This is a genomic window from Xanthomonas sp. NCPPB 3570 (genome assembly GCF_056725115.1).
This window is the reverse complement of record NZ_CM161513.1, coordinates 3,894,912-3,919,710: the sequence shown is the minus strand read 5'-3', so window position 1 is coordinate 3,919,710 and position 24,799 is coordinate 3,894,912. Positions and strand designations below refer to the sequence as shown.

At 69.6% G+C, this 24,799-nt stretch carries 21 protein-coding genes; 17 read left to right on the top strand and 4 right to left on the bottom strand.

Annotated features, from left to right (window positions below; genetic code table 11):
- The first annotated feature begins 32 nt into the window (after positions 1-32).
- The 7 genes from AC1PLR_RS16890 to AC1PLR_RS16860 all read left to right on the top strand — a co-directional run bounded on the left by AC1PLR_RS16890 (position 33) and on the right by AC1PLR_RS16860 (position 8,527).
- Complete coding sequence (locus AC1PLR_RS16890; RefSeq protein WP_481101725.1) at positions 33-1,172, top strand: NAD(P) transhydrogenase subunit alpha; 1,140 nt, start codon at positions 33-35, stop codon at positions 1,170-1,172.
- A gap of 3 nt (positions 1,173-1,175) precedes the next feature.
- Complete coding sequence (locus tag AC1PLR_RS16885) at positions 1,176-1,490, top strand: NAD(P) transhydrogenase subunit alpha part 2 (RefSeq protein ID WP_481101724.1); 315 nt, start codon at positions 1,176-1,178, stop codon at positions 1,488-1,490.
- Between the two features lie 4 nt (positions 1,491-1,494).
- Complete coding sequence (locus AC1PLR_RS16880) at positions 1,495-2,901, top strand: NAD(P)(+) transhydrogenase (Re/Si-specific) subunit beta (RefSeq protein ID WP_481101723.1); 1,407 nt, start codon at positions 1,495-1,497, stop codon at positions 2,899-2,901.
- Positions 2,902-2,965: 64 nt separating this feature from the next.
- A complete protein-coding gene (locus AC1PLR_RS16875) occupies positions 2,966-4,357 on the top strand; it encodes an NAD-dependent succinate-semialdehyde dehydrogenase (protein ID WP_481101722.1) in 1,392 nt (463 codons plus the stop codon).
- A 197-nt stretch (positions 4,358-4,554) separates the two neighbouring features.
- Positions 4,555-5,691, top strand: a complete 1,137-nt coding sequence (gene mltB, locus AC1PLR_RS16870; protein WP_481101721.1) for a lytic murein transglycosylase B — start codon at positions 4,555-4,557, stop codon at positions 5,689-5,691.
- Positions 5,688-7,166: a septal ring lytic transglycosylase RlpA family protein gene (locus AC1PLR_RS16865; protein WP_481101720.1), complete on the top strand. Its 1,479-nt coding sequence runs from the start codon at positions 5,688-5,690 to the stop codon at positions 7,164-7,166. Before mltB ends, AC1PLR_RS16865 begins: the two co-directional genes overlap by 4 nt.
- Before the next feature lie 149 nt (positions 7,167-7,315).
- Positions 7,316-8,527 (top strand): D-alanyl-D-alanine carboxypeptidase family protein, encoded by a 1,212-nt coding sequence (locus AC1PLR_RS16860; RefSeq protein ID WP_010343114.1) that lies wholly within the window; start codon positions 7,316-7,318, stop codon positions 8,525-8,527.
- A 231-nt stretch (positions 8,528-8,758) separates the two neighbouring features.
- Here the strand turns inward: AC1PLR_RS16860 and AC1PLR_RS16855 are convergent, their stop codons facing one another.
- Positions 8,759-9,814 (bottom strand): lipid A deacylase LpxR family protein, encoded by a 1,056-nt coding sequence (locus tag AC1PLR_RS16855; RefSeq protein ID WP_481101719.1) that lies wholly within the window; start codon positions 9,812-9,814, stop codon positions 8,759-8,761.
- 333 nt (positions 9,815-10,147) lie between these two features.
- On the opposite strand from AC1PLR_RS16855, the gene AC1PLR_RS16850 reads away from it, so the two are divergent.
- The 4 genes from AC1PLR_RS16850 (at position 10,148) to AC1PLR_RS16835 (ending at position 14,564) form a co-directional block, all read left to right on the top strand.
- Complete coding sequence (locus AC1PLR_RS16850; protein WP_160945443.1) at positions 10,148-10,426, top strand: YbeD family protein; 279 nt, start codon at positions 10,148-10,150, stop codon at positions 10,424-10,426.
- Entirely contained in the window at positions 10,414-11,121 is a 708-nt protein-coding gene (gene lipB, locus AC1PLR_RS16845; RefSeq protein ID WP_481101718.1) for a lipoyl(octanoyl) transferase LipB, read from the top strand. The genes AC1PLR_RS16850 and lipB overlap by 13 nt, the downstream gene beginning before the upstream one ends.
- A 22-nt stretch (positions 11,122-11,143) precedes the next feature.
- Positions 11,144-12,154 carry a lipoyl synthase gene (gene lipA, locus AC1PLR_RS16840; protein WP_267082856.1) on the top strand — a complete coding sequence of 337 codons (1,011 nt, stop codon included), beginning with the start codon at positions 11,144-11,146 and terminating at the stop codon, positions 12,152-12,154.
- A 232-nt stretch (positions 12,155-12,386) separates the two neighbouring features.
- A complete protein-coding gene (locus tag AC1PLR_RS16835) occupies positions 12,387-14,564 on the top strand; it encodes a carboxy terminal-processing peptidase (protein WP_371183429.1) in 2,178 nt (725 codons plus the stop codon).
- 340 nt (positions 14,565-14,904) lie between these two features.
- Here AC1PLR_RS16835 and AC1PLR_RS16830 read toward each other — a convergent pair whose 3' ends face one another.
- Complete coding sequence (locus AC1PLR_RS16830) at positions 14,905-15,648, bottom strand: sulfite exporter TauE/SafE family protein (protein ID WP_481103623.1); 744 nt, start codon at positions 15,646-15,648, stop codon at positions 14,905-14,907.
- 86 nt (positions 15,649-15,734) lie between these two features.
- Here AC1PLR_RS16830 and AC1PLR_RS16825 point away from each other — a divergent pair, with 86 nt between their 5' ends.
- On the top strand, positions 15,735-16,634 hold the full coding sequence (locus AC1PLR_RS16825; RefSeq protein ID WP_481101717.1) for a LysR substrate-binding domain-containing protein: 900 nt from the start codon (positions 15,735-15,737) through the stop codon (positions 16,632-16,634).
- A 336-nt stretch (positions 16,635-16,970) separates the two neighbouring features.
- On the opposite strand, the gene AC1PLR_RS16820 is transcribed toward AC1PLR_RS16825, so the two are convergent.
- Both AC1PLR_RS16820 and AC1PLR_RS16815 read right to left on the bottom strand, forming a co-directional pair.
- Positions 16,971-17,852, bottom strand: a complete 882-nt coding sequence (locus AC1PLR_RS16820) for an endonuclease/exonuclease/phosphatase family protein (protein WP_481101716.1) — start codon at positions 17,850-17,852, stop codon at positions 16,971-16,973.
- 86 nt (positions 17,853-17,938) lie between these two features.
- Positions 17,939-18,937 carry an arabinogalactan endo-1,4-beta-galactosidase gene (locus tag AC1PLR_RS16815; RefSeq protein ID WP_371183435.1) on the bottom strand — a complete coding sequence of 333 codons (999 nt, stop codon included), beginning with the start codon at positions 18,935-18,937 and terminating at the stop codon, positions 17,939-17,941.
- Positions 18,938-19,223: 286 nt separating this feature from the next.
- On the opposite strand from AC1PLR_RS16815, the gene AC1PLR_RS16810 reads away from it, so the two are divergent.
- From AC1PLR_RS16810 to AC1PLR_RS16790, 5 genes are all read left to right on the top strand, one after another.
- Positions 19,224-20,279, top strand: a complete 1,056-nt coding sequence (locus tag AC1PLR_RS16810) for a bifunctional nicotinamide-nucleotide adenylyltransferase/Nudix hydroxylase (RefSeq protein ID WP_010343124.1) — start codon at positions 19,224-19,226, stop codon at positions 20,277-20,279.
- A 61-nt stretch (positions 20,280-20,340) separates the two neighbouring features.
- Positions 20,341-21,765, top strand: a complete 1,425-nt coding sequence (locus AC1PLR_RS16805; protein ID WP_420007785.1) for a nicotinate phosphoribosyltransferase — start codon at positions 20,341-20,343, stop codon at positions 21,763-21,765.
- Between the two features lie 9 nt (positions 21,766-21,774).
- Positions 21,775-22,881 (top strand): hypothetical protein, encoded by a 1,107-nt coding sequence (locus tag AC1PLR_RS16800; RefSeq protein WP_420007784.1) that lies wholly within the window; start codon positions 21,775-21,777, stop codon positions 22,879-22,881.
- Positions 22,874-23,923, top strand: coding sequence for a DNA methyltransferase (locus AC1PLR_RS16795; protein WP_420007783.1), 1,050 nt, complete (start codon positions 22,874-22,876; stop codon positions 23,921-23,923). Before AC1PLR_RS16800 ends, AC1PLR_RS16795 begins: the two co-directional genes overlap by 8 nt.
- A 124-nt stretch (positions 23,924-24,047) precedes the next feature.
- A complete protein-coding gene (locus tag AC1PLR_RS16790; RefSeq protein WP_420007782.1) occupies positions 24,048-24,788 on the top strand; it encodes a DUF2242 domain-containing protein in 741 nt (246 codons plus the stop codon).
- Positions 24,789-24,799 lie beyond the last annotated feature (11 nt).

The following is a 24,799-nucleotide window of genomic DNA, read 5'->3' as shown; positions in this document are numbered from 1 at the left end:
CAGTGCACGCGTCCTCCAAGCGAGCCGCGATCATGGCGTTCACTGTTGCAGTGCTGAAGGAAGAACAGGCCGAGGAGCGCCGCGTGGCGATGGTGCCCGCGGTGCTGCCGAAGCTGGCCAGGCTGGGCGCGCAACTGCGCCTGCAGGCCGGTGCCGGCAGTGGCTCGCGACTGCCGGATGCGGCCTATGCCGGCGCCACCGTGCTCGACGATGCGGATGAGATAGTGGCGGGTGCGGATCTGCTGCTGGCCGTGCAGGCGCCATCGCTGCGTACGGTGGCGGCGCTGCGCCCTGGCAGCATGCTGATCGCGATGCTGTACCCAGCCAAGCTGCCCGGCCTGCTGGAGCTGCTGTGCGAACGCCGCATCACCGCCTTTGCGATGGAGACGGTGCCGCGTATCAGCCGCGCGCAGGCGTTGGATGTGCTGTCCAGCCAGGCCGCGCTGGCCGGCTATTACGCGCCGCTGCTCGGTGCCGTGCACCTGCCGCGCATCCTGCCGATGATGACCACCGCGGTCGGTTCGCTGCGCGCCGCGCGCGTGTTGGTGATGGGCCTGGGCGTGGCCGGCCTGCAGGCACTGGCCACCGCGCACCGGCTAGGCGCGATCACCGAAGGCTACGACGTGCGTCCGGAGACCCGCGAGCAGGCGCAGTCGGTCGGCGCGCGCTTCGTCGACACCGGCATCGACGCGCGCGGCGAGGGCGGCTATGCGCGCGAACTCAGCGCCGAGGAGCGGGCCAAGGCTGCGGCGGTACTGACCCAGCACATCCAGCAGGCCGACCTGATCGTCACCACCGCCAACGTGCCCGGGCGCACCGCGCCGATCCTGATCGACCGCGAGCAGATCGCCGGCATGAAGCCCGGCGCGGTGATCGTGGATCTTGCCGCCGACAGCGGCGGCAACTGCGAGGGCAGCGTGCCTGGGCAGACCGTGGACGTCGGACCGGTCACCCTCGTCGCCCCGCGCAACGTGCCCTCGGCGCTGGCCCAGCATGCCAGCGAACTGTACGCCAAGAACCTGCTAGGTCTGCTCGACCTGCTGGTGCGCGACGGCGCATTGGCGCCTGACTTCGACGATGCGGTCGTTGCCGGCACCGCACTTACCCACGACGGCCGCCTCTGCCACCCACTGGTGCCGGCCGTCGCGCCCGTTCCCACCAAGGAGTCCTGAGTCATGTCCCTTGATCTGTCGATGAGCTGGCTGATCGCGTTGTACGTGTTCATGCTGGCCGCGTTCACCGGCTACGAAGTGATCGGCAAGGTGCCGTCGATCCTGCACACGCCGCTGATGTCCGGTTCCAACTTCGTCCACGGCATCGTCGTGGTCGGTGCGATGCACGCGCTGTTCAATGCCGACACCGTCGCCGGCCAGGCGATCGGTTTCATCGGTGTGTTGCTGGGCGCCGGCAATGCCGCCGGCGGCTACGTGGTCACCGACCGCATGCTGGCGATGTTCAAGCCCAGCGCCGCGCCGGCCGCGAAGGAGTAGCGCCATGCTCTCGCTCCTGGTGGAACTGAGCGGATTCGCCGCCGCATTGCTGTTCGTCCTCGGCCTCAAGCGCATGTCCTCGCCGGTGACCGCGCTGCGCGGCATCGTCCTGGCCGGGATCGGCATGCTGGTCGCGGTGGCCGCCGCCTTCGGCTATCTCGCCGACCTGCAGCCCGCGGCGCGTCCGCATGCGCTGACCAATCTGGCCCTGGCGCTGCTGGCGCTGCTGCTGGGCGGTGCCTGGGCCTGGCGCAGCGGCCGCCGTGTCGCGGTGACCGCGATGCCGCAGATGGTGGCGCTGTACAACGGCATGGGCGGCGGCGCAGCCGCGGCGGTGGCCGGGGTCGCGCTGACCGCGCGGCAGCCGCAGCAGGGCGGCCTGCATCTGGGGGTGACCGTGCTCGGTGCGCTGATCGGCGCGATCTCGCTGTCCGGCTCGGTGATCGCCTGGGCCAAGCTCGATGGCCGCATCAACACCGCATGGCGGTTCAAGGGGCAGAGCGCGTTCAATGCTGTGGTGTTCCTGGCCGCGCTGGTGCTCGGCGCGCTGGTGGTCACCGCTACGGGCGGCGCCTGGGCGGCGCCAGCGTTCTTCATTGCCGCGCTGGGCTTCGGCGTGCTGATGACGCTGCCGATCGGCGGCGCCGACATGCCGGTGGTGATCTCGCTGTACAACGCGTTCACCGGCCTGGCGGTGGGCCTGGAAGGCTTCGCCCTGCAGAACCCGGCGCTGATGATCGCCGGCATGGTGGTCGGCTCGGCCGGCACCCTGCTGACCGTGCTGATGGCCAAGGCGATGAACCGCTCGCTGGGCAATGTGTTGTTCAGCAATTTCGGCGACGGCGCCGCGGTCGCGCAGGGCGACGTGCAGGGCCGCATGACCGCGGTCGAGCCGGGCGATGCGGCAACGTCGATGCGCTACGCCTCCAGCGTGATCATCGTGCCGGGTTACGGCCTGGCCGTGGCGCAGGCGCAAGGGCGGCTGTACGAACTGGTGAAGCTGCTTCAGGCCGCCGGCGTCGACGTGAAGTTCGCCATCCATCCGGTCGCCGGGCGCATGCCCGGGCACATGAACGTGCTGCTGGCCGAAGCCGGCGTGCCCTACGACCTGATCTACGACATGGAGGACATCAACGACAGCTTCGCCAGCACCGACGTGGCGCTGGTGATCGGCGCCAACGACGTGGTCAATCCGGCGGCGCGCACCGACAAGGCCTCGCCGATCTACGGCATGCCGATCCTCAACGCGGACCAGGCGCATCAGGTCTACGTGATCAAGCGCGGCCAGGGCAAGGGCTACGCCGGCGTGGAAAACCTGCTGTTCTACGGCGACAACTGCGACATGGTCTACGGCGACGCCGCGGCGGTGCTCAACCGCATGGTGCAGGCGGTGAAGGAGCTGGCCGCCTGACCCAACCGCTTCCCGCGCCGGCGCGAGGCGTCCGGCGCTTTCGACCTTCCACGAGGACACCACCATGACCTATGCGACCCGCAATCCCTATACCGGCGAATTGCTCGCCACCTTCCCCGAGGCCACCGATGCGCAGGTGCTGGCCGCGATCGATGCCGCCGACGCCGCGTTCCAGCAATGGAAGCAGACCTCGTTCGCCGAGCGCGCCAGGGTGATGCATGCCGCAGCGCGGCTGCTGCGCGCCAACACCCGCGACTACGCGCGCCTGCTGACGCTGGAGATGGGCAAGCTGATCGGCGAGGCCGAAGCCGAGGTGCGGCTGTCGGCGGACATCTTCGAGTACTACGCGGTCAATGCCGAGCGCTTGCTGGCGCCGGAGCATCTGCCGGTGGCCGATCCGGCCGAGGGCAGGGCGATGGTGGTGCACGAGCCGCTGGGCGTGTTGCTGGCGATCGAGCCGTGGAATTTCCCGTACTACCAGATCGCGCGGATCATCGCCCCGCAACTGTCGGCCGGCAACACCGTGCTGCTCAAGCACGCCTCCAATGTGCCGCAGTGCGCGGCCAAGTTCGAGGCGCTGATGGCCGAAGCCGGGTTGCCCGCCGGGGCCTTCGCCAATCTCTACGCGACCCGCGGCCAGGTGGAGACCATCCTCAACGATCCGCGCGTGCACGGCGTGGCGCTCACCGGGTCGGAAGGCGCCGGCGCCATCGTCGCGGCCCAGGCGGCCAAGGCACTGAAGAAGTCGACCATGGAACTGGGCGGTGCCGACGCCTTCGTGGTGCTGGACGATGCGCCGCTGGAGAAGACGGTGAAGTGGGCGGTGTTCGGCCGCCACTGGAACGGCGGGCAGGTCTGCGTGTCGTCCAAGCGCATGATCGTGGTGCAGGAGGTGTACGAGGAATTCCTGCAGCGCTACCGCGCCGGCGTGGCGGCGTTGCGTGCCGGCGATCCGATGGATCCGGCCACCACCCTGGCGCCGCTGTCTTCGCAAGGCGCCGCCGACGAGCTGAAGCGGCAGATCGCCGAGGCGGTCAGGCATGGCGCCACCGCGACCGAGGTCGGGCCGCCGGTGCCGGTGCATGGCGCGTTCGTGCAGCCGACCCTCCTTACCGACGTCGCCCCGGACAACCCGGCCTACCACCAGGAATTCTTCGGCCCGGTGTCGATGCTGTTTCGCGCCAGGGACGAGGACGACGCGGTGCGTATCGCCAACGATTCGCCGTTCGGCCTCGGCGGTTCGGTGTTCACTGGCGACGAGGCGCGCGGCGTGGCGGTGGCCAGGCGCATCTCCACCGGCATGGTGTTCGTCAACCACCCGACCATGGTCAAGGCAGACTTGCCGTTCGGCGGCGTGCGCCGCTCCGGCTACGGGCGCGAACTGATCGGGCTGGGAATCAAGGAATTCGTCAATCACAAGCTGATCGACGTGGTCGACATCGACGCGCCGTTCTGAGTGGGCGCCATGCGTCAGGCTAGGCCGTCGGGGGCAACCCCGGCGGCTTTTTTGTGCCGTCGCCACGTCGGGGCCGGGGCGTGCGCCCCGGTGCACGCCGGCAGGTCATGCTGCAGGCGCACTTGACCTGAGGCAAAGTTCTTTTGTTTCATGGCGTTATTGGTAGAAATTCATCTTGAATCTGTTAGTCTGCCGGCATGATCCGACGCTCGCTGATTTGCCTGCTCACGCTTGGCCTGGTCGCATGCGCGACCCAGCCCAAGGCGCCGCCGTCGCCGCCGCAGGCCAGCGCGCCGCCGCCGGCCCCACGCCCGGCACCGCCGGTCGAAGCCGCACCCGAGGCGGTGCAGGCGCCGCCGGTGGACCTGACCCCGGTGCCGTTCGAGGTCGCCCGCGCCAACTTCGTGCGCGACACCGCGGCCAAGTACGGCATCGATCCGGCGCAGATCGAGGCGACCCTGGCGCAGGCGCAGTTCAAGGATGCGATCGTCGCGGCGATGTCGCGCCCGGCCGAGCGGGTCAAGCCGTGGAGCGAATACCGGCCGATGTTCATCAGCCAGGCGCGCATCGACGGCGGTCGCGCGTTCCTGGCCACGCACCGCGACGAATTGCAGCGGGTGCAGGCGCGCACCGGCGTGCCGGCCGAGACCATCGTGGCGATCATTGGCGTGGAGACCAGCTACGGCAAGAACGCCGGCTCCTACCGCGTGCTGGACGCGCTATACACCCTGGCGTTCCGCTACCCGCGCAGCGGCGACCCGGCCAAGCTCGAGCGCGAGGTGCGCCGCGAGCTGTTCTTCCGCGATGAGCTCGGCCAGTTGTTCGCGCTGGCCCGCGAGGAGAACCTGGACATCACCGGCCTGATCGGCAGCTATGCCGGCGCGATGGGCCTGGGCCAGTTCATGCCCTCCAGCTACCGCCAGTTCGCGGTCGACGGCGATGGCGACGGCAAGCGCAACCTGTTCACCGACTACGACGACGCGTTCTCGTCGATCGCCAATTACTTCGTGAAGAAGGGCGGCTGGGTGCGCGACGGACTGGTCGCGGTGCCGGCGACGCTGCGTCCGGGGGCGGAGGAATTCAATCCGACCGACTGGACGCCGACCTACACCCTGGCCGACCTGGCCGCGCGCGGCTACACGCCGACCGCGCCGGTGCCGGCGACGGCGGGCACCGCCACGCCGATCAGCCTCGACGGCAGCGCCGGCAAGCAGTACTGGCTGGGCTTCCAGAACTACTACGCGATCACCCGCTACAACAATTCCAAGATGTACGCGATGGCCGTCTATCAACTGTCCCAGGCCATCGCCGGCAAGGAGTTACCACCGGCATGAACCCGAACGCGCTGCTCCGGATCGCTCCCGTCGTCGCTGTGCTGGCGCTGGCCGCCTGCAGCAGCGCCCCGAAGAAGACCGCCGGCGGCGCCGGACCCGGCATCCGGGTCGAGGGCAAGGGCCCGGCGCATGTCGCCACCGGCTGCCCCTCGACCTCGCCCTACGCGCCGGCCAAGGAAGACCCGTCCAAACGCGGCAACTACACCGCCGGCGGTCTGTACGCGCCCGGCGTGCGCGACAGCACCCCGGACTACGTGCCCAACGTCGCCTGCATTCCCGAGCCGCTGGTCACCGACGAACCGCGCTCGGCGATCGGCAACCGCTCCCCTTACATGGTGCTGGGCCGCGAGTACGTGGTCATCGACGATCCGCACAGCTACGTCGAGCGCGGCACCGCCTCGTACTACGGCAGCAAGTTCCACGGCCGGCTGACCTCCAACCGCGAGGTCTACGACATGTACGCGTTCACCGCCGCGCACAAGACCCTGCCGCTGCCCAGCTTCGCCCTGGTCACCAACCTGGACAACGGCGAATCGGTGGTGGTGCGGATCAACGATCGCGGCCCGTTCCACGACGACCGGCTGATCGACCTGAGCTACGCGGCGGCAGTCAAGCTCGGCATCACCGGCAAGGGCACCGGCCGCGTGGAAGTGCGCGGCCTGACCCCGGCCGACAACGGCGACCTGCTGGCACGGCGCACTCCCGGCCGGCGCCCGGCGACGCTGCTGGCCAGCGCGTCCACTGCGGCCGCCACGCGCGATCCCGCGGCGGTGCGGCGCGCGGCGGACATGGACAATCTGGTCAAGGCCCTGCCGGCGACGTCGGCCGGAACGGCCGTCGGCACGGTGGCCGCCGCCACGACCGCGCCGGCGCGCGCCGTGCCGGTGGCTGCGGTGGCCGCGCCTACCGCCGCCGCGGCGACCGCCACGGCCGCGGCGCTGCCGGAAGGCGAGCGTTGGCGCTATCGTGTCCAGGACGCGCCGGGCCGGGTCGGCGATGCGGACCGCTTCGACGCGTGGATGAAGTCGCGTGGCGTGCGCGTGGCCACCGGCAAGCCGACCACGCCGGCGCCCAGCGTGGCCGCGGCGAGCACCCCGGCGCGCGGATCCCGCGGCACTGCAGCCGCCACGCCCACGGCCGCCCCTGCGCCGAGTGTCGCCGTGACCACGTTGACGCCGGCGACTCCTTCTAGAGCGGTCGCCAGCGCCGAGCCGCGGTCCGACGCCGACAGCGCGCGCGGTCCGCTCGGCATCCTGCTGCAGGTGGCCAGCTTCGCCAGTCGCGAGAACGCCAACCGCGCGCTGTCGCAGTTGGCCTCGGCCGGCATCGTCGGCGCTAGCATCAGCGACATCGTCTCCGGCGGCCGCACCCTGTGGCGGCTGCGGGTGGCGGCCGAGGACCATGGCCGCGCCGCGGAACTGGCCACGCGCATCGCCGGCCTCGGCTTCGGCCGGCCGCAGATCGTCAAGGATTGAGGTAGCTCGCCCACCGCGGCGGGCTTTCGGCGCGCCGATGGCTTAACGCCGGTTTGCGCGCGTATCCCGGCCGCGCCTGCCCGGGCGCCGGCTCGGCCTACAATGTCGCGTTTTCCATCGGCCTTCGGGCCCGCCAGGAGTCGTTTTAGATGAAATTCCGCTTCGCCGTCGCTGCCGTGGCCACGTTCGCCGTCGGCCTGGTTTCCGCGCAGACGCCCGGTCCGGTTCCCGCGCCGCCGGCCGCCGCTGCCGCCGCTCCGGCCACCGTGGCGATCCCGCCCGCGCCCAAGCCGGCCGTGTCCAAGTCCTGGGTGCTGATGGATTACGCCACCGGCCAGGTGCTGGCTGGCGAAAACGAGCACGAACGCGTGGCTCCGGCCAGCATCACCAAGGTGATGACCTCGTACGTGATCGCGGCCGAACTGAAGCTGGGCAAGATCACCCGCGACGACCAGGTCATGCTCAGCGAGCGCGCCTGGCGCGAGGGCGGCGCCGGCACCGACGGCAGCTACAGCGGCTTCCCGGTCAACAAGACCGCGCGCCTGGAAGACATGGAAAAGGGCATGGCGATCCAGTCCGGCAACGACGCGGCGATCGCGCTGGCCGAACATACCGCCGGCAGCGAGGAAGCCTTCGCCTCGCTGATGAACGAGTATGCGAAGAAGATCGGCATGACCGGCTCGCACTTCGTCAACGCCCATGGCCTGTCGGCCGACGGCCACTACACCACCGCCTACGATCTGGCGCTGCTGGGCCGGGCGATGGTGCGCGACTATCCGGAAACCTACGCGTACAACAAGATCAAGGAATTCCGCGTCGGCGACATCACCCAGCCGAACCGCAACCTGCTGCTGTGGCGCGACCCGAGCGTGGACGGCATCAAGACCGGCCACACCTCCGAAGCCGGCTACTGCCTGCTCAGCTCGGCCAAGCGCGGCGACCAGCGCCTGATCGCGGTGGTGATGGGTGACAGTTCCGAGAAGCAGCGTGCCGAGGACAGCCTGGCACTGCTGAACTGGGGCTTCCGCTTCTTCGAGACGCACAGCCTGTACGAGCCGGGCAAGCAGGTCGCGCAGCAGCGCGTGTGGAAGGGCACCGAGAAGCAGGTGCTGCTGGGCGTGGCGCAGCCGCTGCTGGTCAGCGTGCCGCGCGGCCGCTACAACGAATTGAAGCCGGCGATCGAAGTGCCCAAGACCCTGGAGGCCCCGATCAAGCAGGGCCAGCAGATCGGCACGGTCAAGGTGAGCCTGGACGGCAAGGTGGTGGCGCAGGCCCCGCTGGTGGCGCTGAAGGCGGTCGACGAGGCCGGCTTCTTCAAGCGCCTGTGGGACAGCTTCTGGATGTGGTGGGAATCGGAATGAGTGTTTGAAAAAAGCCGGCTGACGCCGGCTTTTTTCTTGGGGATTCGGCAGTGGGGATTCGGGATTGGTGGCGACAGCGCGTGCGTGCTGCCTCTCGCTCTTCGTAGGAGCGGCTTCAGCCGCGACGCCTTACCGATAAAGCGTCGCGGCTGAAGCCGCTCCTACGGCACCGCGCGCTCGCGAATACCTTCGAATCCCGACTCCCAAATCCCAAATCCCAAATCCCGGCGGCTAAAGCCGCCTGCTGACCGTAAAACTCCCGAACACCGGCGTCTGCCGCTGCAGGTCGAACTCGCGGGTGCGCCAGTAGCGGGCGAGGGCGAACTTCCATTTGCCGCGCATCACCGCCAGGCCGATGCCGGCGTCGCCGACGAAGGGGCGCTTCTTCACGCTGTGGCTGTCGCGGAAGGTGTTGCCGTCCAGGGTGATGTCGCGCAGTACCCAGCGTCCATCGGTGGTCACGAACAGGTGCGCCGACCAGCCGCTGCCGACGCTGTCGGCCGGCGGGGCGACGTTCTCGCCGGCGGGGCGCAGCGGCGAACTCCCGAAATCGTCGGGCAGCTTCCAGCCCAGGCGCAGTTCCATGCCTGCATTGGCGTGGGTATCCAGCGTGCCGAGCGCGCCGCCCCAGTGGCTGATCGCGTCCCAGCCCCAGTCGTCGCGGCTGCCGTCGCCGGACCAGCGGCGTAGGCGTTCGTGCAGCACGCGGAACACCGGCTCGTCGTGCAACTGGTTGTCCCAGCCCTGGAACTTGGCGTCGCCCAGCAGGTCGTGCACCGCATCCTGCACCTGCTTGCCCTGCGCCGACGGGCCGACCAGGCCCAGGGTGAGTTGCGTGGTGCGCAGGCGCTCGTCGTTGCGCGCGTTGTAGCCGATGTTCATCAGCAACAGGCCGGCGTAGGGACGGTCGTCCTCGATCAGGTCGCGGCGGGTCTTGTCGGTGGGGGTGAACAACGCCTGGCCGATCGCGAAGGTCATGTTGCGCTGGGTGAAATCGCTGTTCGGCTGCAGCCAGGTCAGGGCGCGGTTCGCCGCCCGCGCCAGCCGCGGCAGGCAGGGGTCGTCGGTGTAGTCGCGCAGGTTCGGCGAGACGATGATCAGGCCGAACCCATTAGTATAGCCCTGGTCCTGGCCGGCGCCACCGAACAGGTCGTTGTCGACGCGGACGTTGATGGTCGGCGCGGTCGCTTCCAGGGTGTCGTGTGGACATTGCGTGGTGGCGGCGACCGGGGCCGAGGCGAAGGCCAGGGCGATGGCCAGCGGAACAAGCGGGCGGGGTGACGGCATGGGCGGCGTCTCTGGTCGGAAAAGGCGTGAGCGGCGATGTCCGCCTGCAGGCAGTCGATGCCGGCGACATCCCGGACCATGAACGCAGCCCGTGCAGTGAAGGATAGGCAAAAGTGCCGTAGCGGACAAATTCGTCCGTTTGGGTTTGTCTGTCCCATTCGCCCTCTTGTCGTGTGAAGGCGATGGTGCGCAATGACCCGCGCAGGTAGGCGCATGCCGAGGCAGCGTGGCCGCTCCCCATCCGTGCCTGGCATGCCGCTGGCAGGCCCGGGCCGTTGCCGTCCACCCCTGCGCGGCCTTGGGTTTGCCCGGCGCCGGCACGATAATGCGGGCATGGACATCACTTCCGACAACCCCGATCACGGTTTCCAGTTCCCCGGCGTGTTCGAACTCAGCGCCATGGGCACCGCCAACACCGGCCTGGAGGCCGAACTGCCGCGCCTGCTGGTCGCCGCCGGCGTGGAGGTGATGGAGGAGCGCATCAGCTGGAAGCATTCGTCCAATGGCAAGTATGTGTCGGTGCGCATCGCCTTCCGTGCGGTGGACCGCGCCCAGTACGACGCCGCGCACCAGGCGCTGCGCGAGCACCCGGAAGTGAAGTGGACGCTGTAGCCGGGGACGCGCCAGTGGCGCCGGCGCTCGCGCTGCCGCCGTGCCGGGTGCGCCAGCTCGGCCGCCAGCCCTACGAGCCGGTGTGGCGGGCGATGCAGCGCTTCACCGATGCGCGCGACGAGGCGACCTCCGACGAACTGTGGGTGGTCGAACACGAGCCGGTGTTCACCCTCGGCCAGGCCGGCAAGCCGGAACACGTGCTGGCGCCTGGCGACATCCCGGTGCTGCAGGTCGATCGCGGCGGCCAGGTCACCTACCACGGCCCCGGCCAGTTGGTGGTGTACCCGCTGCTGGACCTGCGCCGGCTGCACATCGGCGTGCGCGACTACGTGTGCCGGATCGAGCAGGCGATTATCGACACCCTCGACGAATGGAACATCCTCGGCGAGCGCCGCGAAGGCGCGCCGGGCGTCTATGTCGGCGGCGCCAAGGTCGCCGCGCTCGGCATCCGCGTGCGCCGCGGCTGCACGTTCCACGGCCTGTCGTTCAACGTGGCGATGGACCTGGAGCCGTTCCACCGGATCAATCCCTGCGGCTACCAGGGCCTGCAGGTGACCGCGGTGCTAGACTTGGGCGGTCCCTCCGGCATGCAGGCGGTCACCCCGGTCCTGCTGGCCCAACTGGCGCGCCAGTTCGGGCTGACCCTGCAGTCGCTCGACGCCTTGCCCGATCTTTCGCTCACGCACGCGGCCTGACCGCCTGCCCGCCGACCACGCCATGACCCAGCCCAGCGCACGCTCCATTCCCTTGCAGGTCCTTTCCGGCGACAGCGCGCCCGCGCCGCTGCAGACCGGCGTCAAGCAGTTGGGCGGCGACAAGATCGCGCGCTCGCCGGTGCAGTTCGCCGACGCGCCGGTGCTGCGCAAACCCTCGTGGATCCGCGTGCGCATCCCCTCCGGCAATGCGGTGCAGACCCTCAAGGCCAAGCTGCGCGAGAACCGCCTGGTCACCGTCTGCGAAGAGGCCAGCTGCCCGAACATCCACGAGTGCTTCGGCCACGGCACCGCCACCTTCATGATCCTCGGCGAGGTCTGCACCCGGCGCTGCTCGTTCTGCGATGTCGCGCACGGCCGGCCCAAGCCGCCGGATGCGGGCGAGCCGGCCAGCCTGGCGCAGACCGTGGCCGACATGGGCCTGAAGTACGTGGTGGTGACCAGCGTCGACCGCGACGACCTGCGCGACGGCGGCGCCCAGCACTTCGCCGACTGCATCGGCGCCATCCGCGTCGCCGCGCCGAACACCCGCATCGAGATCCTGACCCCGGACTTCCGCGGCAAGGGCCGCATGGACCGCGCGCTGGAAATCCTGGCGACCAATCCGCCGGACGTGTTCAACCACAACATCGAGACCGTGCCGGACCTGTACCCGAACGTGCGCCCCGGCGCCGACTACCAGTGGTCGCTGACCCTGCTGAAGAAGTTCAAGGCGCAGCATCCGGCGATCGCCACCAAGTCCGGCATCATGCTCGGCCTGGGCGAGACCCTGGAGCAGGTGCAGGCGACCCTGCGCGACCTGCGCGCGCACGATGTGGACATGGTCACCATCGGCCAGTACCTGCAGCCGACTGCCCATCACCACCCGGTGATGCGCTACTGGACGCCGGACGAATACAAGGCGCTGGAGGAGTACGGTAACGCGCTGGGCTTCAGCCACGTCGCCTCCGGGCCGATGGTGCGTTCGTCCTATCACGCCGATCGCCAGGCGGCCGGCGCCGGCGTCGCCGCCTGAATCGCGTCTTCCTGAGCCGCGTCGTCGATCGCGCCTGTGCGCGGCGTCGACGCGCGTTCGTCGCCGCAGGACGACCGTCCGCGCGGCTCGCACCGGCAGCGTTCACACTTCTGCGCAGGCGCGCCGCTAGTCTGCTTCATGAACAGGTGACACGGCCTGCAACTTGCGTCACTGTCGTGTTGTCTCACGCGATGTGCTGCCCCCCTGACGGCCTGGTGCCGAGAGTCCCCAGATGAAATTCAAAGCTTCCGCCTTCCTGCTGGCGTTTGCGCTGACCGCACCGCTGGCGCTGTTCGCCCGTACCGATGCGCCCGCCCTGCCGGCCGCTGCCACCGCCGACCAGGCCACCACCGCCAAGCTGGTGTACGGCCTGCTCTCCGACAGCCGCTACGCCTACCGGCCGCGCGCCCTCGACGAGGCGACCTCCAAGGAGGTCTTCAAGAAGTATCTGGAGACCCTGGACGGCAGCAAGCAGTTCTTCACCCAGGCCGACATCGACAAGTTCGCCGCCTTCCAGAACAACCTCGGCGCCAACATTTCCTCGGGCCAGTTGGAACCGGCGTTCCAGATCTTCGCCGTGTACCGGCAACGTGTGGACGAGCGCATCGCCTACGCGCGCAAGCTGCTCAAGCAGGACTTCAACTTCGACGGCGACGAGAAGTTCGAGTACGACCGCAAGAACGCGCCGTGGGCCAAGGACGACCAGGAACTGGATGCGCTGTGGCGCAAGTCGGTGATGAACGACTGGCTGCGGCTCAAGCTCGCCGGCAAGAAGCCGGAGGACATCCGCAAGACGCTCGATAAGCGCTACGCCAACCTCGACGACTCGGTGAAGGAACTGAAGAGCGAGGACGTGTTCCAGTTCTTCATGAACGCCTACACCAACACGGTCGACCCGCACACCGACTACTTCACCCCGCGCACCGCCGAGAACTTCAACCAGCAGATGTCGCTGTCGCTGGAAGGCATCGGCGCGCAGCTGCAGAAGCAGGACGACCTGGTGGTGATCCGCGAGGTGATTCCGGGCGGTCCCGCCGCGCTGGACGGCACGCTCAAGCCGGGCGACCGCATCGTCGGCGTCGGCCAGGGCAAGAGCGGTCCGGTCGAGGACGTGATCGGCTGGCGCATCGACGACGTGGTCGCCAAGATCCGCGGCGACAAGGACACCCAGGTGCGTCTGGAGTACATCCCCGCCGAAGCCGGCGTGGACGGCAAGCATCGCCAGGTGCTGCTGACCCGGCAGAAGGTGCGCCTGGCCGAGCAGGCCGCCAAGGGCGAGACCATCGAGCTGCCGGCGAAGGACGGTGAACCGGCGCGGCGCATCGGCGTGATCAAGCTGCCGGCGTTCTACCAGGACTTCGAAGGCCGCCGCCGCAACGCCAAGGACTATGCCTCGGCGACCCGCGACGTGGCCAAGCTGCTGGCCGGGTTCAAGACCGACAAGGTCGACGGCGTGGTGCTGGACCTGCGCAACAACGGCGGCGGTTCGCTGGACGAAGCGATCGAGTTGACCGGCCTGTTCATCGAGCAGGGCCCGGTGGTGCAGGTGCGCGAATCCGGCGGCCGCGTCACCGTCAACAGCGACCAGAACCCGGCCGTGGCCTGGGACGGCCCGCTGGCGGTGCTGATCAACCGTGGCTCGGCCTCGGCGTCGGAGATCTTCGCCGGTGCCATCCAGGATTACGGCCGCGGCCTGATCATCGGCGAGACCAGCTTCGGCAAGGGCACGGTGCAGAACATCGTCGACCTGGACCGCTGGCCGGCCAACGAGACCGACCGCTTCGGCCAGGTCAAGCTGACCATCGCCCAGTTCTTCCGCGTCAGCGGCAGCAGCACCCAGCACAAGGGCGTGGTGCCGGACATCGCCTTCCCGGCCAGCGTCGATGCCACCGAGTTCGGCGAGAGCACCTACGACAACGCGCTGCCGTGGAGCCGCATCGCCGCGGTGCCGCACACCCAGTACGGCAATTTCGCGCCGCTGCTGCCCAAGCTGGAGGCGCTGCACACCACGCGCATCGCCAACGACAAGGAATTCCAGTGGTGGGAAGAGGACGTGCGCCAGTTCCGCGACGAAGCGGCGAAGAAGTACGTGGTGCTCAACGAGGCCGAGCGCCGCGCCGAGCGCGAGAAGCAGGACGCGCAGCGCAAGCAGCGCCAGGAGATCCGCAAGCAGCTCGGCCTGCCGCTGGATCCGCTGGCCGACGACAGCAGCGACGACGGCCTGACCGGCAACGAGCGCGACATCGTCAAGGACGCCGCGCGCGAGAAGCTGGTCGACAAGCGTCCGGACCCGCTGCTGCGCGAGTCGGCCTCGATCCTGAGCGATGCGGTCAACCTGCTGGAGAAGGACCGCCCGCTATCGGTGCAGGTGCTGCCGCAGTCCACCGGCCCGGGGCGCTGGGCCGACTGAGCCCGCACGCCGCCTTCGTCCGAACACGAACGCGCCATCGCCCAGCGGTGGCGCGTTTTTTGTTGCAGGTCGGGTTTTGCAGGTAGCCGACATGCGTCATCGCCCTGCGCTGGTCGATCGGTCCGCTGCGTCGATGCGTGAGGAGGAACTGGCGAGTTGCGTGGGCCGGCAGTCCATCTCCTGGATCGGTACGCACCGCGGACGCGGCGTTGGGTCCGCCGCGTCCTTGCCGTGTGGCGTCGTAGGAGCGGCTTCAGCCGCGACCCAGCATTCCCGAGAAGGCCCCATCGCGGCTGAAGCCGCTCCTACCGCTGCGCGATACAGCGGCGCAACCACGTCTTCAGCCCAGCGCCTGCCACACCTGGTGCACGCCCAATCCCAGCAAGGTCAGGAAGAACACGCGGCGGAACGTGTTGGCGGAGATGCGCTGGCGCAGCCGTGCGCCCAGCCACATGCCGATGGCGGTGGGCAGCAGCGCCAGCAGCGATGGACCCAGTGCGTGCGAGGGGAAGGCGCCGTGCGCGACCAGGGCCGCGGCCAGCGCAAGTGTCGCCGCGGCGAAGCAACTGCCCAGGGCGCGCATCAGCGTGTCCCGCGGCAGCTCCAGCGCCACCAGGTAGGGCAGCACCGGCAACACGAACACGCCGGTCGCGCCGGTCAGCAATCCGGTCGCCAGGCCCACGGGCGGCCCCGCCCAGCGCGCCTGCGAGGGCGACAGGCGCCCTTGCCACTTGCTTAGGCCGATCGCGGCGTACAGCGCCAGCAATGCGCCCAGGCCGGCGCGCGCCAGCCGCGGGTCGGCGCCGGCGAGGATGCCGGCGCTGCACCAGGTGCCGGCGACGATGCAGGCCAGCAGCGGCCACAGCCGCCGCAGTAGCGCGCCCGTGCCTGCGCCCCAGGCCTGTTGCAGGTTGGTCAGCAGCGATGGCAATGCCAGCAGCGCCGCCGCCTCGGTCGGCGTCAGCCACAGCCCGAGCAGGCCCATCGCCACCGTCGGCAGGCCCATGCCGGCCACGCCTTTGACGCCGCCGGCCAGCAGGAAGACCAGGGCGATCGGCAGCAGGTGCGGGGCGAGCGTGTCCATGACGTCGAGCATCGGCGTGCCGAGGCGGCCGGACAATGCGCAAATGCTTCAGGCAGACTTCGGCAACGACGAAGGCGGGAGCGCCGATGCATCTGGATTTCACCGATCTGCGGCTGTTCCTGGCGGTGGCCGAAGCCGGCAGCATCACCGCCGGCGCCGACCGCGCAGCATTGTCGCTGGCCGCCGCCAGTGCACGCATCCGCGCGCTGGAGACGCAGCTCGGCGTCGCGTTGTTCGACCGCGGCCCGCGCGGCGTCGGCCTCACCGCGGCCGGCACCGCGCTGCTGCGGCACGCGCGGCAGTTGCTGCGCCAGGCCGAGGCGATGCGCAGCGAACTGGGCGAATACGCTGGCGGCCATCAGGCGAGTGTGCGCCTGCTGGCCAATACCGCGGCGCTGTCGGAGTGGTTGCCGGAGGTGCTGGCCGAGTTCCTGGTGGCGCATCCGCGCATCGATCTGGCGCTGCGCGAGCAAGGCAGCGTCGCCGCGGCCGACGCACTGCGCGAGCAACGCGCCGACCTGGCGGTGATCGCCGATCACGCCGATCTGCAGGGCTTGCAGGCCCACCCATTCCGGCAGGACCGGCTGGTGCTGGTGGCCGCGGCCACGCACCCGCTGGCACAGGCGTCGCAGCTGCGGTTCGCACAGGTGTGGCAGGCGCAGTTGCTCGGCCTGGCCGAGGACAGCGCGTTGCAGCAGCATCTGCGGACCCAGGCCGCGCGTGCCGGTGGCCAGTTGCGTCTGCGCGCACAGGTGCACGGCATCGAGCCGCTGTGCCGGATGCTGGCACGCGGCGCCGGCGTGGCGATCCTGCCGCAGGCGGCATTGGAGCGGGTCAGCGTGCGCGCGCAACTGGTCGCGGTGCCGCTGCACGAGCCGTGGGCGTTGCGCCAGTTGTCGATCGTGTGGCGACCGACACCGGCGCCATCGTCGCCGGTGCAGCAGGTGTTGGACTGGTTGTGCGCGCATGCCGTGCCGACGGCCTGAGGATCCGTCGGCTGGCGTACGACGGACGCCTCTGACGATGCGCTTGCGCAATGGTGCAGCGAGGCATCGTTAACTGGCAGGCGCGGGCCTTGTTACGCTGTCCGGGATCGCTTGCGACGGCTGTTCCCCGGTGACGCGCGTCGCGGCTGAAGCCGCTCCTACGACGAGCGGCACTTCGTTAGCTAACCGTCTGCCTCACCAGGCATGACGTCGCCTGGTAGGAGCGGCTTCAGCCGCGACAGGCTTTACCGCTGGCGCCTCGTCGCGGCTGATACCGAACAGATAGGAACCGCTTCCGTTCGCGGGCCTGCGGTTCATGCCGCAGGCCCACGCGCCTCACTGCGGCCAGGCGAAGGTGGCGATCACCGGGAAATGGTCCGATGGCCAGTGGCCTTCCGGCCGCGCGTCGAGTGTGGCGTAGTCGGTTGCTTTGAGCCCGCGCGAGAGGATCCAGTCGATGCGCCGGTCCGGGTGGCCGGTGAAATCGTGGAAGGTCGCTTCCGGGCCCCGCGGCTGCGCCACCTGCGTGCGCGCATCGGCCAGGCTGGCGGTGAGGGTGCGGTAGGTCGGCGAGTCCGGCACGGTGTTGAAGTCGCCGGTCAGCACCACCGGCACGTCCGCCGGCAGCGCCTTCAGCCGCGACACGATCAGCGCCGCGCCCTTGGCGCGCGCGGCTTCGTCCTCGTCGCGATAGGGCAGATGGGTGTCGAACAGGTAGAAGCGGCGGCCATCGCCGATGCGCTCGAACAGCCCCCAGTTGACCATGCGCGGCAGCGGGTGGCCCCAGCTGATGCTGCCCATCACCTCCGGCGTGTCCGACAGCCAGAAGTGTCCCGAGTCCACCAGCTTCAGCCTGCGGCTGTCGTAGAACACGCCCATGCGTTCGCCGTCGTCCTTGCCGTCGCGGCTGGGACCGAACCAGCGGTACTCCGGCAATTGCGCGGCCAGGTAGTCGGCCTGGCGCTCGACCAGTTCCTGGGTGCCGAACACATCCGGATGCTGCGCGCGGATCAGCGAGGCCATCGCGCTGCGGCGCACGTCCCAGCGCTTGTCGCCGTCGGTGTCGACCGGCACGCGCACATTGAAGCTCATCACCTTGAGCGGGGCCGGCGCGGCGGGCATTGCGGGCGTGCGCGCCTGCGCCGGCGCGATGCACGCGCCCAGCACCAGCAGCAGAGGAAGCGCGAGCTTGCGCGCGGACGACAGCGACAGCGACATGGCAGATCTCGACAGGAGCGGAGCACGCGATGGTGGCACGGCGGTGGTGTCGGTGACCACCGCGTGGCGCGCCTGCCGAGCGGCGATCAGTTGAACGCCGACAGCGCCTGGGTGAGTTTGCCGTTGTTGTCGACCGCGCCCATCGTGTAGCCCTGCCAGCCCGGATACGCGTCGGGTTCCCAATAGAACACGCCCAGCCCGCGGCTGCCGAGCGCGCGGGTCTTGCTGAGCAGATCGGCCAGCATCGCGCGGGTGGTGGCGGCCTGCTGCCAGTCCATGCCGACCTCGCTGACGATCACGTCCGACCCGTAGCGCGCCACCATGTCCTGCATGTTGCTGGCGATCTGGGTGTTGGCGCTCTGCCAGGCATTGGGGGACGGGTAGTGCGACATGCCGACCACGTCCCACTTGCCGCCGGCCGACTTGAGGCTGTCGAAGAACCAGCGGAAGGTCGCGTTGTCGTAGCCATTGGCCAGGTGCACGATCACCTTGGCGTTGGGGTAGACCGACTTGCTGGCGTTGTAGCCGCTGTTGATCAGCTGCGCGAGGTTGCCGAAGTTGGGCGTCTTGCCGTCCGGCCACAGCATGCCGCTGTTGATCTCGTTGCCCACCTGCACCCAGTTCACGTCGATGCCGTTGGACTTGAGGTAGGACAGGATGCCGTTGGTGTGCGAGTACACGTCCTTCACCAGGGTGGCGAAGTCGTGGTTGCTCCAGGCCGCCGGCTTGGTCTGCTTGCCGGGATCGGCCCAGCTGTCGCTGTAGTGGAAGTCGATCATGATGCGCATGCCCTGCGCCTTCGCGCGCTTGGCCATGTTCAGCGTGTCGGCGCCGTCGTTCCAGCCGCCTTGCGGATTGACCCACACGCGCAGCCGGATCGCGTTGACGCCGGTGCCCTTGAGCAGCGAGAAGAAATCGGTGGTGGCGCCGGAGGCGTTGCGGAACACGCGCCCGCTGCTCTCCTGCTGGTCGATCCAACTGACATCGGCACCCTTGGCGAAGGTCTGCGCCATGGCCGGCGCACACAGACAGGCGAGCAACAACACCAGCAGCCAGGCGGACACGCGCTTGCTCGATCGGTTCATGCGATTCTCGCAGTGATGGGAGGAGGGAAGAAGGGGCGTCGCGCGGACCGCGAACGACGGCCGGCGCGACGTGCCGGGCGGTCCCCGTGGCCGCGGCGCGCACGAGGCTAGCGCGATCGCTGTGGCGACGCGCGCTGCACTGCAGCGTCGCCGGCGCGGCGTCCGCGCGCGCTGTCTGGATGGCCGATGAATCTGCGCGGTGCGTCACTTGACGCGATGCGGCATCGGCGTAGCATTTCCCCCACGCCAAGGGACAGACCCGCGGCGATCCACCCAACCGTGAGGGATGCTCATGGAGTTCGACTATCTGGTGTTCATCGGGCGCTTCGAGCCCTTCCACAACGGCCACGCCGCCGTTGCCCGCCACGCCCTGGCGCGTGGACAGAAACTCATCTTCCTGATCGGCTCGGCCGAGACTCCCCGCACCATCCGCAATCCCTGGACCGTTGCCGAGCGCAGCGTGATGATCCAGGCCGCACTGGAAGGTGCCGGCGAGCGCTTGATCCTGCGTCCGCTGCGCGATCACCTGTACAACGAAAGCCAGTGGATCGCCGCGGTGCAGTCCACGGTGGCCGAGGCGGTGCGCAGCGACGGCGGCAGCGCCGAGGCGCGGATCGGCCTGATCGGCATGGACAAGGACGCCAGCAGCTATTACCTGCGCGAGTTCCCGCAGTGGCCGCTGGTCGACGTGCAGCACACCGAGACGCTGTCGGCGACCGAGCTGCGCCGTTACCTGTTCGAGGCCGGCAGCATCGATTTCCACGGCGCGCTGCTGATGCTGCGCGGCAACGTGCCGGCGCCGGTGTTCGACATGCTCGAGGCGTTCCGCAAGAACTCGCCGTCGTATGCCGAACTGCTCGCCGAGTACCAGTTCATCGAGCAGTACCGCGCCGCCTGGAAGGAGGCGCCGTATCCGCCGACCTTCGTCACCGCCGATGCGGTGGTGGTGCATTCCGGGCACGTGCTGCTGGTGCGCCGCCGCGCGGCGCCGGGCAAGGGCCTGTGGGCGCTGCCGGGCGGTTTCGTCGGCCAGCACGAGAGCATCCTCGATGCGTGCCTGCGCGAGCTGCGCGAGGAGACCCGGCTGAAGATCCCGGTGCCGGTGCTCAAGGGCTCGCTGAAGAACCGCCACGTCTTCGACCACCCCGAACGCAGCCTGCGCGGGCGCACCATCACCCATGCCTTCCACTTCGAGTTCGTGTTCGGCGAACTGCCCGAGGTGCGCGGCGGGGACGACGCCGACAAGGCGCGCTGGGTGCCGGTCAGCGAAGTGCTGGGCATGGGCCCGAAACTGTTCGAAGACCACCTGCACCTGCTCGAATTCTTCCTGGGCCGCGGCTGACGCGGCCTTCCCGGTCGGCGGACAGACCGCCGGCTTTCCCAGACGCGAAGGAGCTTCCGTCATGCAATGCCTGAACAACCTGCTGCTCAACACCGACAGCTACAAGGCCAGCCACTGGCTGCAGTACCCGCCCGGCACCGACGCCACGTTCTTCTATGTGGAATCGCGCGGCGGCGTCTACGACCGCACCGTGTTCTTCGGCCTGCAGTCGATCCTGAAGGAGGCGCTGGGCCGCCCCGTCACCCATGCCGACATCGACGAGGCGCGCGACCTGTTCGCCGCGCACGGCGAGCCGTTCAACGAGGCCGGCTGGCGCGACATCGTCGACCGCCTCGGCGGCCAGTTGCCGATCCGCATCCGCGCCGTGCCCGAGGGCAGCGTGGTGCCGACCCACAACGCGCTGATGACCATCGAGTCCACCGACGCGCAGGCCTACTGGGTGCCGTCGTACCTGGAGACGCTGCTGCTGCGCATCTGGTATCCGGTGACCGTGGCCACGGTGAGCTGGCATGCCAAGCAGACCATCCGCCAGTTCCTGGAGCGCACCAGCGACGATCCGGACGGGCAGTTGCCGTTCAAGCTGCACGACTTCGGCGCGCGCGGCGTGTCCAGCCTGGAATCGGCGGCGATCGGTGGCGCGGCGCACCTGGTCAACTTCCTCGGCACCGACACCGTGTCCGGGCTGTTGCTGGCGCGCGCGCACTACCACGAGCCGATGGCCGGCTATTCGATCCCCGCCGCCGAGCACAGCACCATCACCAGTTGGGGCCGCGAGCGCGAGGTCGATGCGTACCGCAACATGCTCAAGCAGTTCGGCAAGCCCGGCGGCGTGGTCGCGGTGGTGTCGGACAGCTACGACATCTTCCACGCGATCCGTGAGCACTGGGGCACCACGCTGCGCGAGGAGGTGATCGCCTCCGGCGCCACCGTGGTGATCCGCCCGGACTCCGGCGATCCGGTGGCGGTGGTGCACCAGTGCCTGGAACTGCTCGACGAGGCCTTCGGCCACAGCGTCAACGGCAAGGGCTACAAGGTGCTCAACCACGTGCGGGTGATCCAGGGCGACGGGGTCAACCCGACCAGCATCCGCGCGATCCTGGAGCGCATCACCAGCGCCGGCTACGCCACCGACAACCTGGCCTTCGGCATGGGCGGCGCGTTGCTGCAGCGGCTCGACCGCGATACGCAGAAGTTCGCGTTGAAGTGTTCGGCCGCGCGCGTCGACGGCCGCTGGATCGACGTCTACAAGGATCCGGTCACCGACAAGGGCAAGCTCAGCAAGCGCGGGCGCATGCGCCTGCTGCGGCACCGCGAGTACGGCAGCTACCGCACCGAGCCGGTGGCGCCAGACGCGGTGTCGGCCGAAGCGGTCGCCGGCCCGGCCGGCTACGACGATGCGATGGTCACCGTGTGGGAGAACGGCCGCCTGCTGCACGACTGGAGCTTCGCCGAGGTGCGCGAGCGCGCGAACGCCGCGCGCCTGTAGGAGGCGGCCATGCACGCCTCCCTGCCGAGCGCGCCGCCGTTGAGCGGCGGCTCGCCGCTGTTCGCCGCGCTGCGCGCCAGCACCCCGCACCTGGAATGGCGGGTGCCGGCCGCCGCCGATGCGTCGCGCTGGCGCCAGCAGCGCATCGGCGCACGCGACTACCGCGTCGCGCAGCCAGTGACCTTCACTCCTTACGCATCGGTGCGGCCGTGTTCGGCACGCTGCCGCTTCTGCTCGGAAACCCTGCGGCCACAGGCCGGCGGCACCGCCGCGGCCAGCCTGCGGCCGCCGCCGGACTACTTCGCGCAACTGCATCAGGCGTTGGCGCAACTGCGCGGACTGCCGCTGTCGCACTCGCTGTCGGGGCTGGAGATGACCGACGACGAAGCCTGGTTCGTGGAGCTGCTGCAGACCCTGGGTGCGGCCGAGCGCGAGGGCCTGCTGGTCGAGCAGCGGGTGCTGTACAGCAATGGCGCCGGTTTCGCCCGCGGCCATGGCGACGCGCTGCTGCAGGCCTTGCAGCGCTTCGACCTGTCGTGGATCGAACTGTCGCGGCACCATCCGCAGCAGGCGTGCAACGACGCGATCATGCGTTTCCGCGACGGCGAAGCGATTGCCGACGCGGGCGTCTTCGTCGCCACCGCGCAGCGCATCGCCGAAGCGCTGCCATTGCGCATGGTGTGCATCCTGCAGCACGGCGGCATCGCCGATGCCGACGGCGTCGCCGCCTACCTGGACTGGGCGCGCGCCTGCGGGGCGCGCACGGTGATCTTCCGCGAGTTCTCCCGGCTCGGCGACGGCTACCGCGACGGCGGCACCGCGCGCTATCTGACGCAGGCACGGGTCGCGGTGGAGCAGGTGCTCGGCGCCTGCATGGCCGCGCCGTGGTGGCGCACGCTGCAGCCGCTGCAGATCACCGAGGGCTACTACTTCTGGAACCTGCGCCTGGCCACCGCCGACGGCATGGAGGTGGTATTCGAGACCTCCGACTATGGCGCGATGCACGCGCGCCACGACAGCGGCGACATCTACAAGCTGGTGTTCTTCGCCGACGGCCGGCTGTGCGCGGGCTGGCAGCCGGACCGCGATCTGCTGTGGCGGGCGCCGCATGGATAGCCGCAGCTGGTGGACGCCGTCGTCGGATCCGCCGCAACATCGGCTGCCGGAGGACCTGCGCCAGCGCGATCCGCTGGGCGCGCGCGACTGCGGCTGGGTCGGGCAGATGCGGCCGTTCGTGCGCCACTTCAGCGCGCCCGGCGCGCGTGTGCTGGATCCGTTCTGCGGCTTCGGCAGCACGCTGCTCGCGGCCGAACTGGAAGGCCGCCACGGCATCGGCCTGGAGATCGACGCGGCACGTGCGCGCTTGGCGCGCGAACGGCTGCAGCGGCTGGGCCTGCACGCCGAGGTGCTGGACGGCGGCTTGCCGCACTGCGCGCCATCCGCACCGGTGGACCTGTGCCTGACCAACGTCCCGTACTTCGGCTGTGCCTGGCCCGCCGAGGCAGGGGCCGGTCAGCTCTACGCCAGCGCCGACTATGCAAGCTACCTGCACGGCCTGCGCGCGGTGTTCCATGGCGTGCGCCGCCACCTGCGCGAGGACGGCTTCTGCATCGCAATGGTGGAGAACGTCCAACTCGGCGAGGTCACCGTGCCGCAGGCCTGGGACCTGGCCCGGATCCTCGGCAGCCTGTTCGCGCCCTGTCCCGAGCGCGTGCTGTGCTACCCGCGCGAAACGGCGCAGCCGCTGGCGCCCGGCGACACCCGCAACGATCGCAGCCACGAGTACGCGCTGATCTTCCAGCACCGGCGCCAGCGCATCGACTTGGCGGGCACGGCGCAACTGCTGGCGGCCCTGCGCGCCGACGGTTTCGCCTTCGCGTTGTACGGCAGCTATCCGCGCTGGCTGGCCGATCCGGCGGCGGCACCGCGTCTGCCCGGCGACGTCGACCTGCTGTTGCCGCGCGACCTGGACGGCCTGCTGCGGCTGCTCGACTGGCTGCGCGCGCGTGGCTTCCTGCTGAGCCTGTGGGGCGAGCCGCTGGCGGCGCCGCCGACCCTGCAACTGCTCGACGCCCATCATTACCTGCGCGCCGAACGCCGGGCCGGCGACGGCGGCCTGCTGCGCGTGGACCTGGCGCTGGAACCCGCCGCCGCCTGACCCGGCGGCGGCCCGGCCGCGCATCTCGCTAACCGCGGGATGAGCGGCCGCGGCGGCGTCAAGGCCGCGCCGACGCGCTTGCGGCTATCCTTTGCCGCGGTTCCCTCTCTCCGGTCAACGGCCTATGTCCGCTACCCCCAAGGTTCTCGCCATTCCCGCGCTCGCGCTGATCGCGATCGGCCTGAGCGGCTGCTTCGCGCGCAAGCAGGACGGCCTGGTGAAAGAGACCTTCAACTCCGACAACACGTATTCGCGCAACTATCCGGTGCAGCCGGCGCAGGCCTGCGAATCGGCGCGCCGCGCGCTGCTGAGCCAGGGCTACGTGGTGTCCAAGGCCACCGCCGATGCGGTGGAAGGCACCAAGAACTTCCAGCCCAGCGACGAGTTGCACGAGCAACTGGAACTGCGCGTGTCCTGCGTGGCGCACGGGCAGGACGAATCCTGGGTGTTCGTGAGTGCCTTGCAGGACCGCTATGCGCTGAAGAAGAGCCCGACCTCGGCCAGCGTCGGTGTCGGCGTGCTGGGCTCGGTGTCGCTGCCGATCGGCAGCAGCGACGACTCGATGGTGCGGGTCGCCAGCAGCACCGTGCAGGACGGCGACTTCTACAAGCGCTTCTTCCAGTTGATGAGCGAGTACCTGCCCAAGAGCAAGCCGGCACCGGAGCCGCCTGCGCATCCGCCGGCGCCGGCGGCGATGGCGGCACCGACACCGACACCGGCAGCCCCTGCCGCGGCCGCGTCGACCGAGCCGTCACCGCCGCCCGCCGCAGTGCCCGCGCCGCCGCCGGCACCCGCGGCGGCCACGGCAGCGCAGCCGCCGGTCACGACGGCGCCGGCAAGCAACGAACCCGGCGGCGCCGACTGATTCAGGCGCTG

Excerpts from the sequence above, each read along its gene's own strand:
- AC1PLR_RS16890 (WP_481101725.1), top strand. The coding sequence starts at position 33 with ATGGCGTTCACTGTTGCAGTGCTGAAGGAAGAACAGGCCGAGGAGCGC.
- AC1PLR_RS16885 (WP_481101724.1), top strand. The coding sequence starts at position 1,176 with ATGTCCCTTGATCTGTCGATGAGCTGGCTGATCGCGTTGTACGTGTTC.
- AC1PLR_RS16880 (WP_481101723.1), top strand. The coding sequence starts at position 1,495 with ATGCTCTCGCTCCTGGTGGAACTGAGCGGATTCGCCGCCGCATTGCTG.
- AC1PLR_RS16875 (WP_481101722.1), top strand. The coding sequence starts at position 2,966 with ATGACCTATGCGACCCGCAATCCCTATACCGGCGAATTGCTCGCCACC.
- mltB (WP_481101721.1), top strand. The coding sequence starts at position 4,555 with ATGATCCGACGCTCGCTGATTTGCCTGCTCACGCTTGGCCTGGTCGCA.
- AC1PLR_RS16865 (WP_481101720.1), top strand. The coding sequence starts at position 5,688 with ATGAACCCGAACGCGCTGCTCCGGATCGCTCCCGTCGTCGCTGTGCTG.
- AC1PLR_RS16860 (WP_010343114.1), top strand. The coding sequence starts at position 7,316 with ATGAAATTCCGCTTCGCCGTCGCTGCCGTGGCCACGTTCGCCGTCGGC.
- AC1PLR_RS16855 (WP_481101719.1), bottom strand. The coding sequence starts at position 9,814 with ATGCCGTCACCCCGCCCGCTTGTTCCGCTGGCCATCGCCCTGGCCTTC.
- AC1PLR_RS16850 (WP_160945443.1), top strand. The coding sequence starts at position 10,148 with ATGGACATCACTTCCGACAACCCCGATCACGGTTTCCAGTTCCCCGGC.
- lipA (WP_267082856.1), top strand. The coding sequence starts at position 11,144 with ATGACCCAGCCCAGCGCACGCTCCATTCCCTTGCAGGTCCTTTCCGGC.
- AC1PLR_RS16835 (WP_371183429.1), top strand. The coding sequence starts at position 12,387 with ATGAAATTCAAAGCTTCCGCCTTCCTGCTGGCGTTTGCGCTGACCGCA.
- AC1PLR_RS16830 (WP_481103623.1), bottom strand. The coding sequence starts at position 15,648 with ATGGACACGCTCGCCCCGCACCTGCTGCCGATCGCCCTGGTCTTCCTG.
- AC1PLR_RS16825 (WP_481101717.1), top strand. The coding sequence starts at position 15,735 with ATGCATCTGGATTTCACCGATCTGCGGCTGTTCCTGGCGGTGGCCGAA.
- AC1PLR_RS16820 (WP_481101716.1), bottom strand. The coding sequence starts at position 17,852 with ATGTCGCTGTCGCTGTCGTCCGCGCGCAAGCTCGCGCTTCCTCTGCTG.
- AC1PLR_RS16815 (WP_371183435.1), bottom strand. The coding sequence starts at position 18,937 with ATGAACCGATCGAGCAAGCGCGTGTCCGCCTGGCTGCTGGTGTTGTTG.
- AC1PLR_RS16810 (WP_010343124.1), top strand. The coding sequence starts at position 19,224 with ATGCTCATGGAGTTCGACTATCTGGTGTTCATCGGGCGCTTCGAGCCC.
- AC1PLR_RS16805 (WP_420007785.1), top strand. The coding sequence starts at position 20,341 with ATGCAATGCCTGAACAACCTGCTGCTCAACACCGACAGCTACAAGGCC.
- AC1PLR_RS16800 (WP_420007784.1), top strand. The coding sequence starts at position 21,775 with ATGCACGCCTCCCTGCCGAGCGCGCCGCCGTTGAGCGGCGGCTCGCCG.
- AC1PLR_RS16795 (WP_420007783.1), top strand. The coding sequence starts at position 22,874 with ATGGATAGCCGCAGCTGGTGGACGCCGTCGTCGGATCCGCCGCAACAT.
- AC1PLR_RS16790 (WP_420007782.1), top strand. The coding sequence starts at position 24,048 with ATGTCCGCTACCCCCAAGGTTCTCGCCATTCCCGCGCTCGCGCTGATC.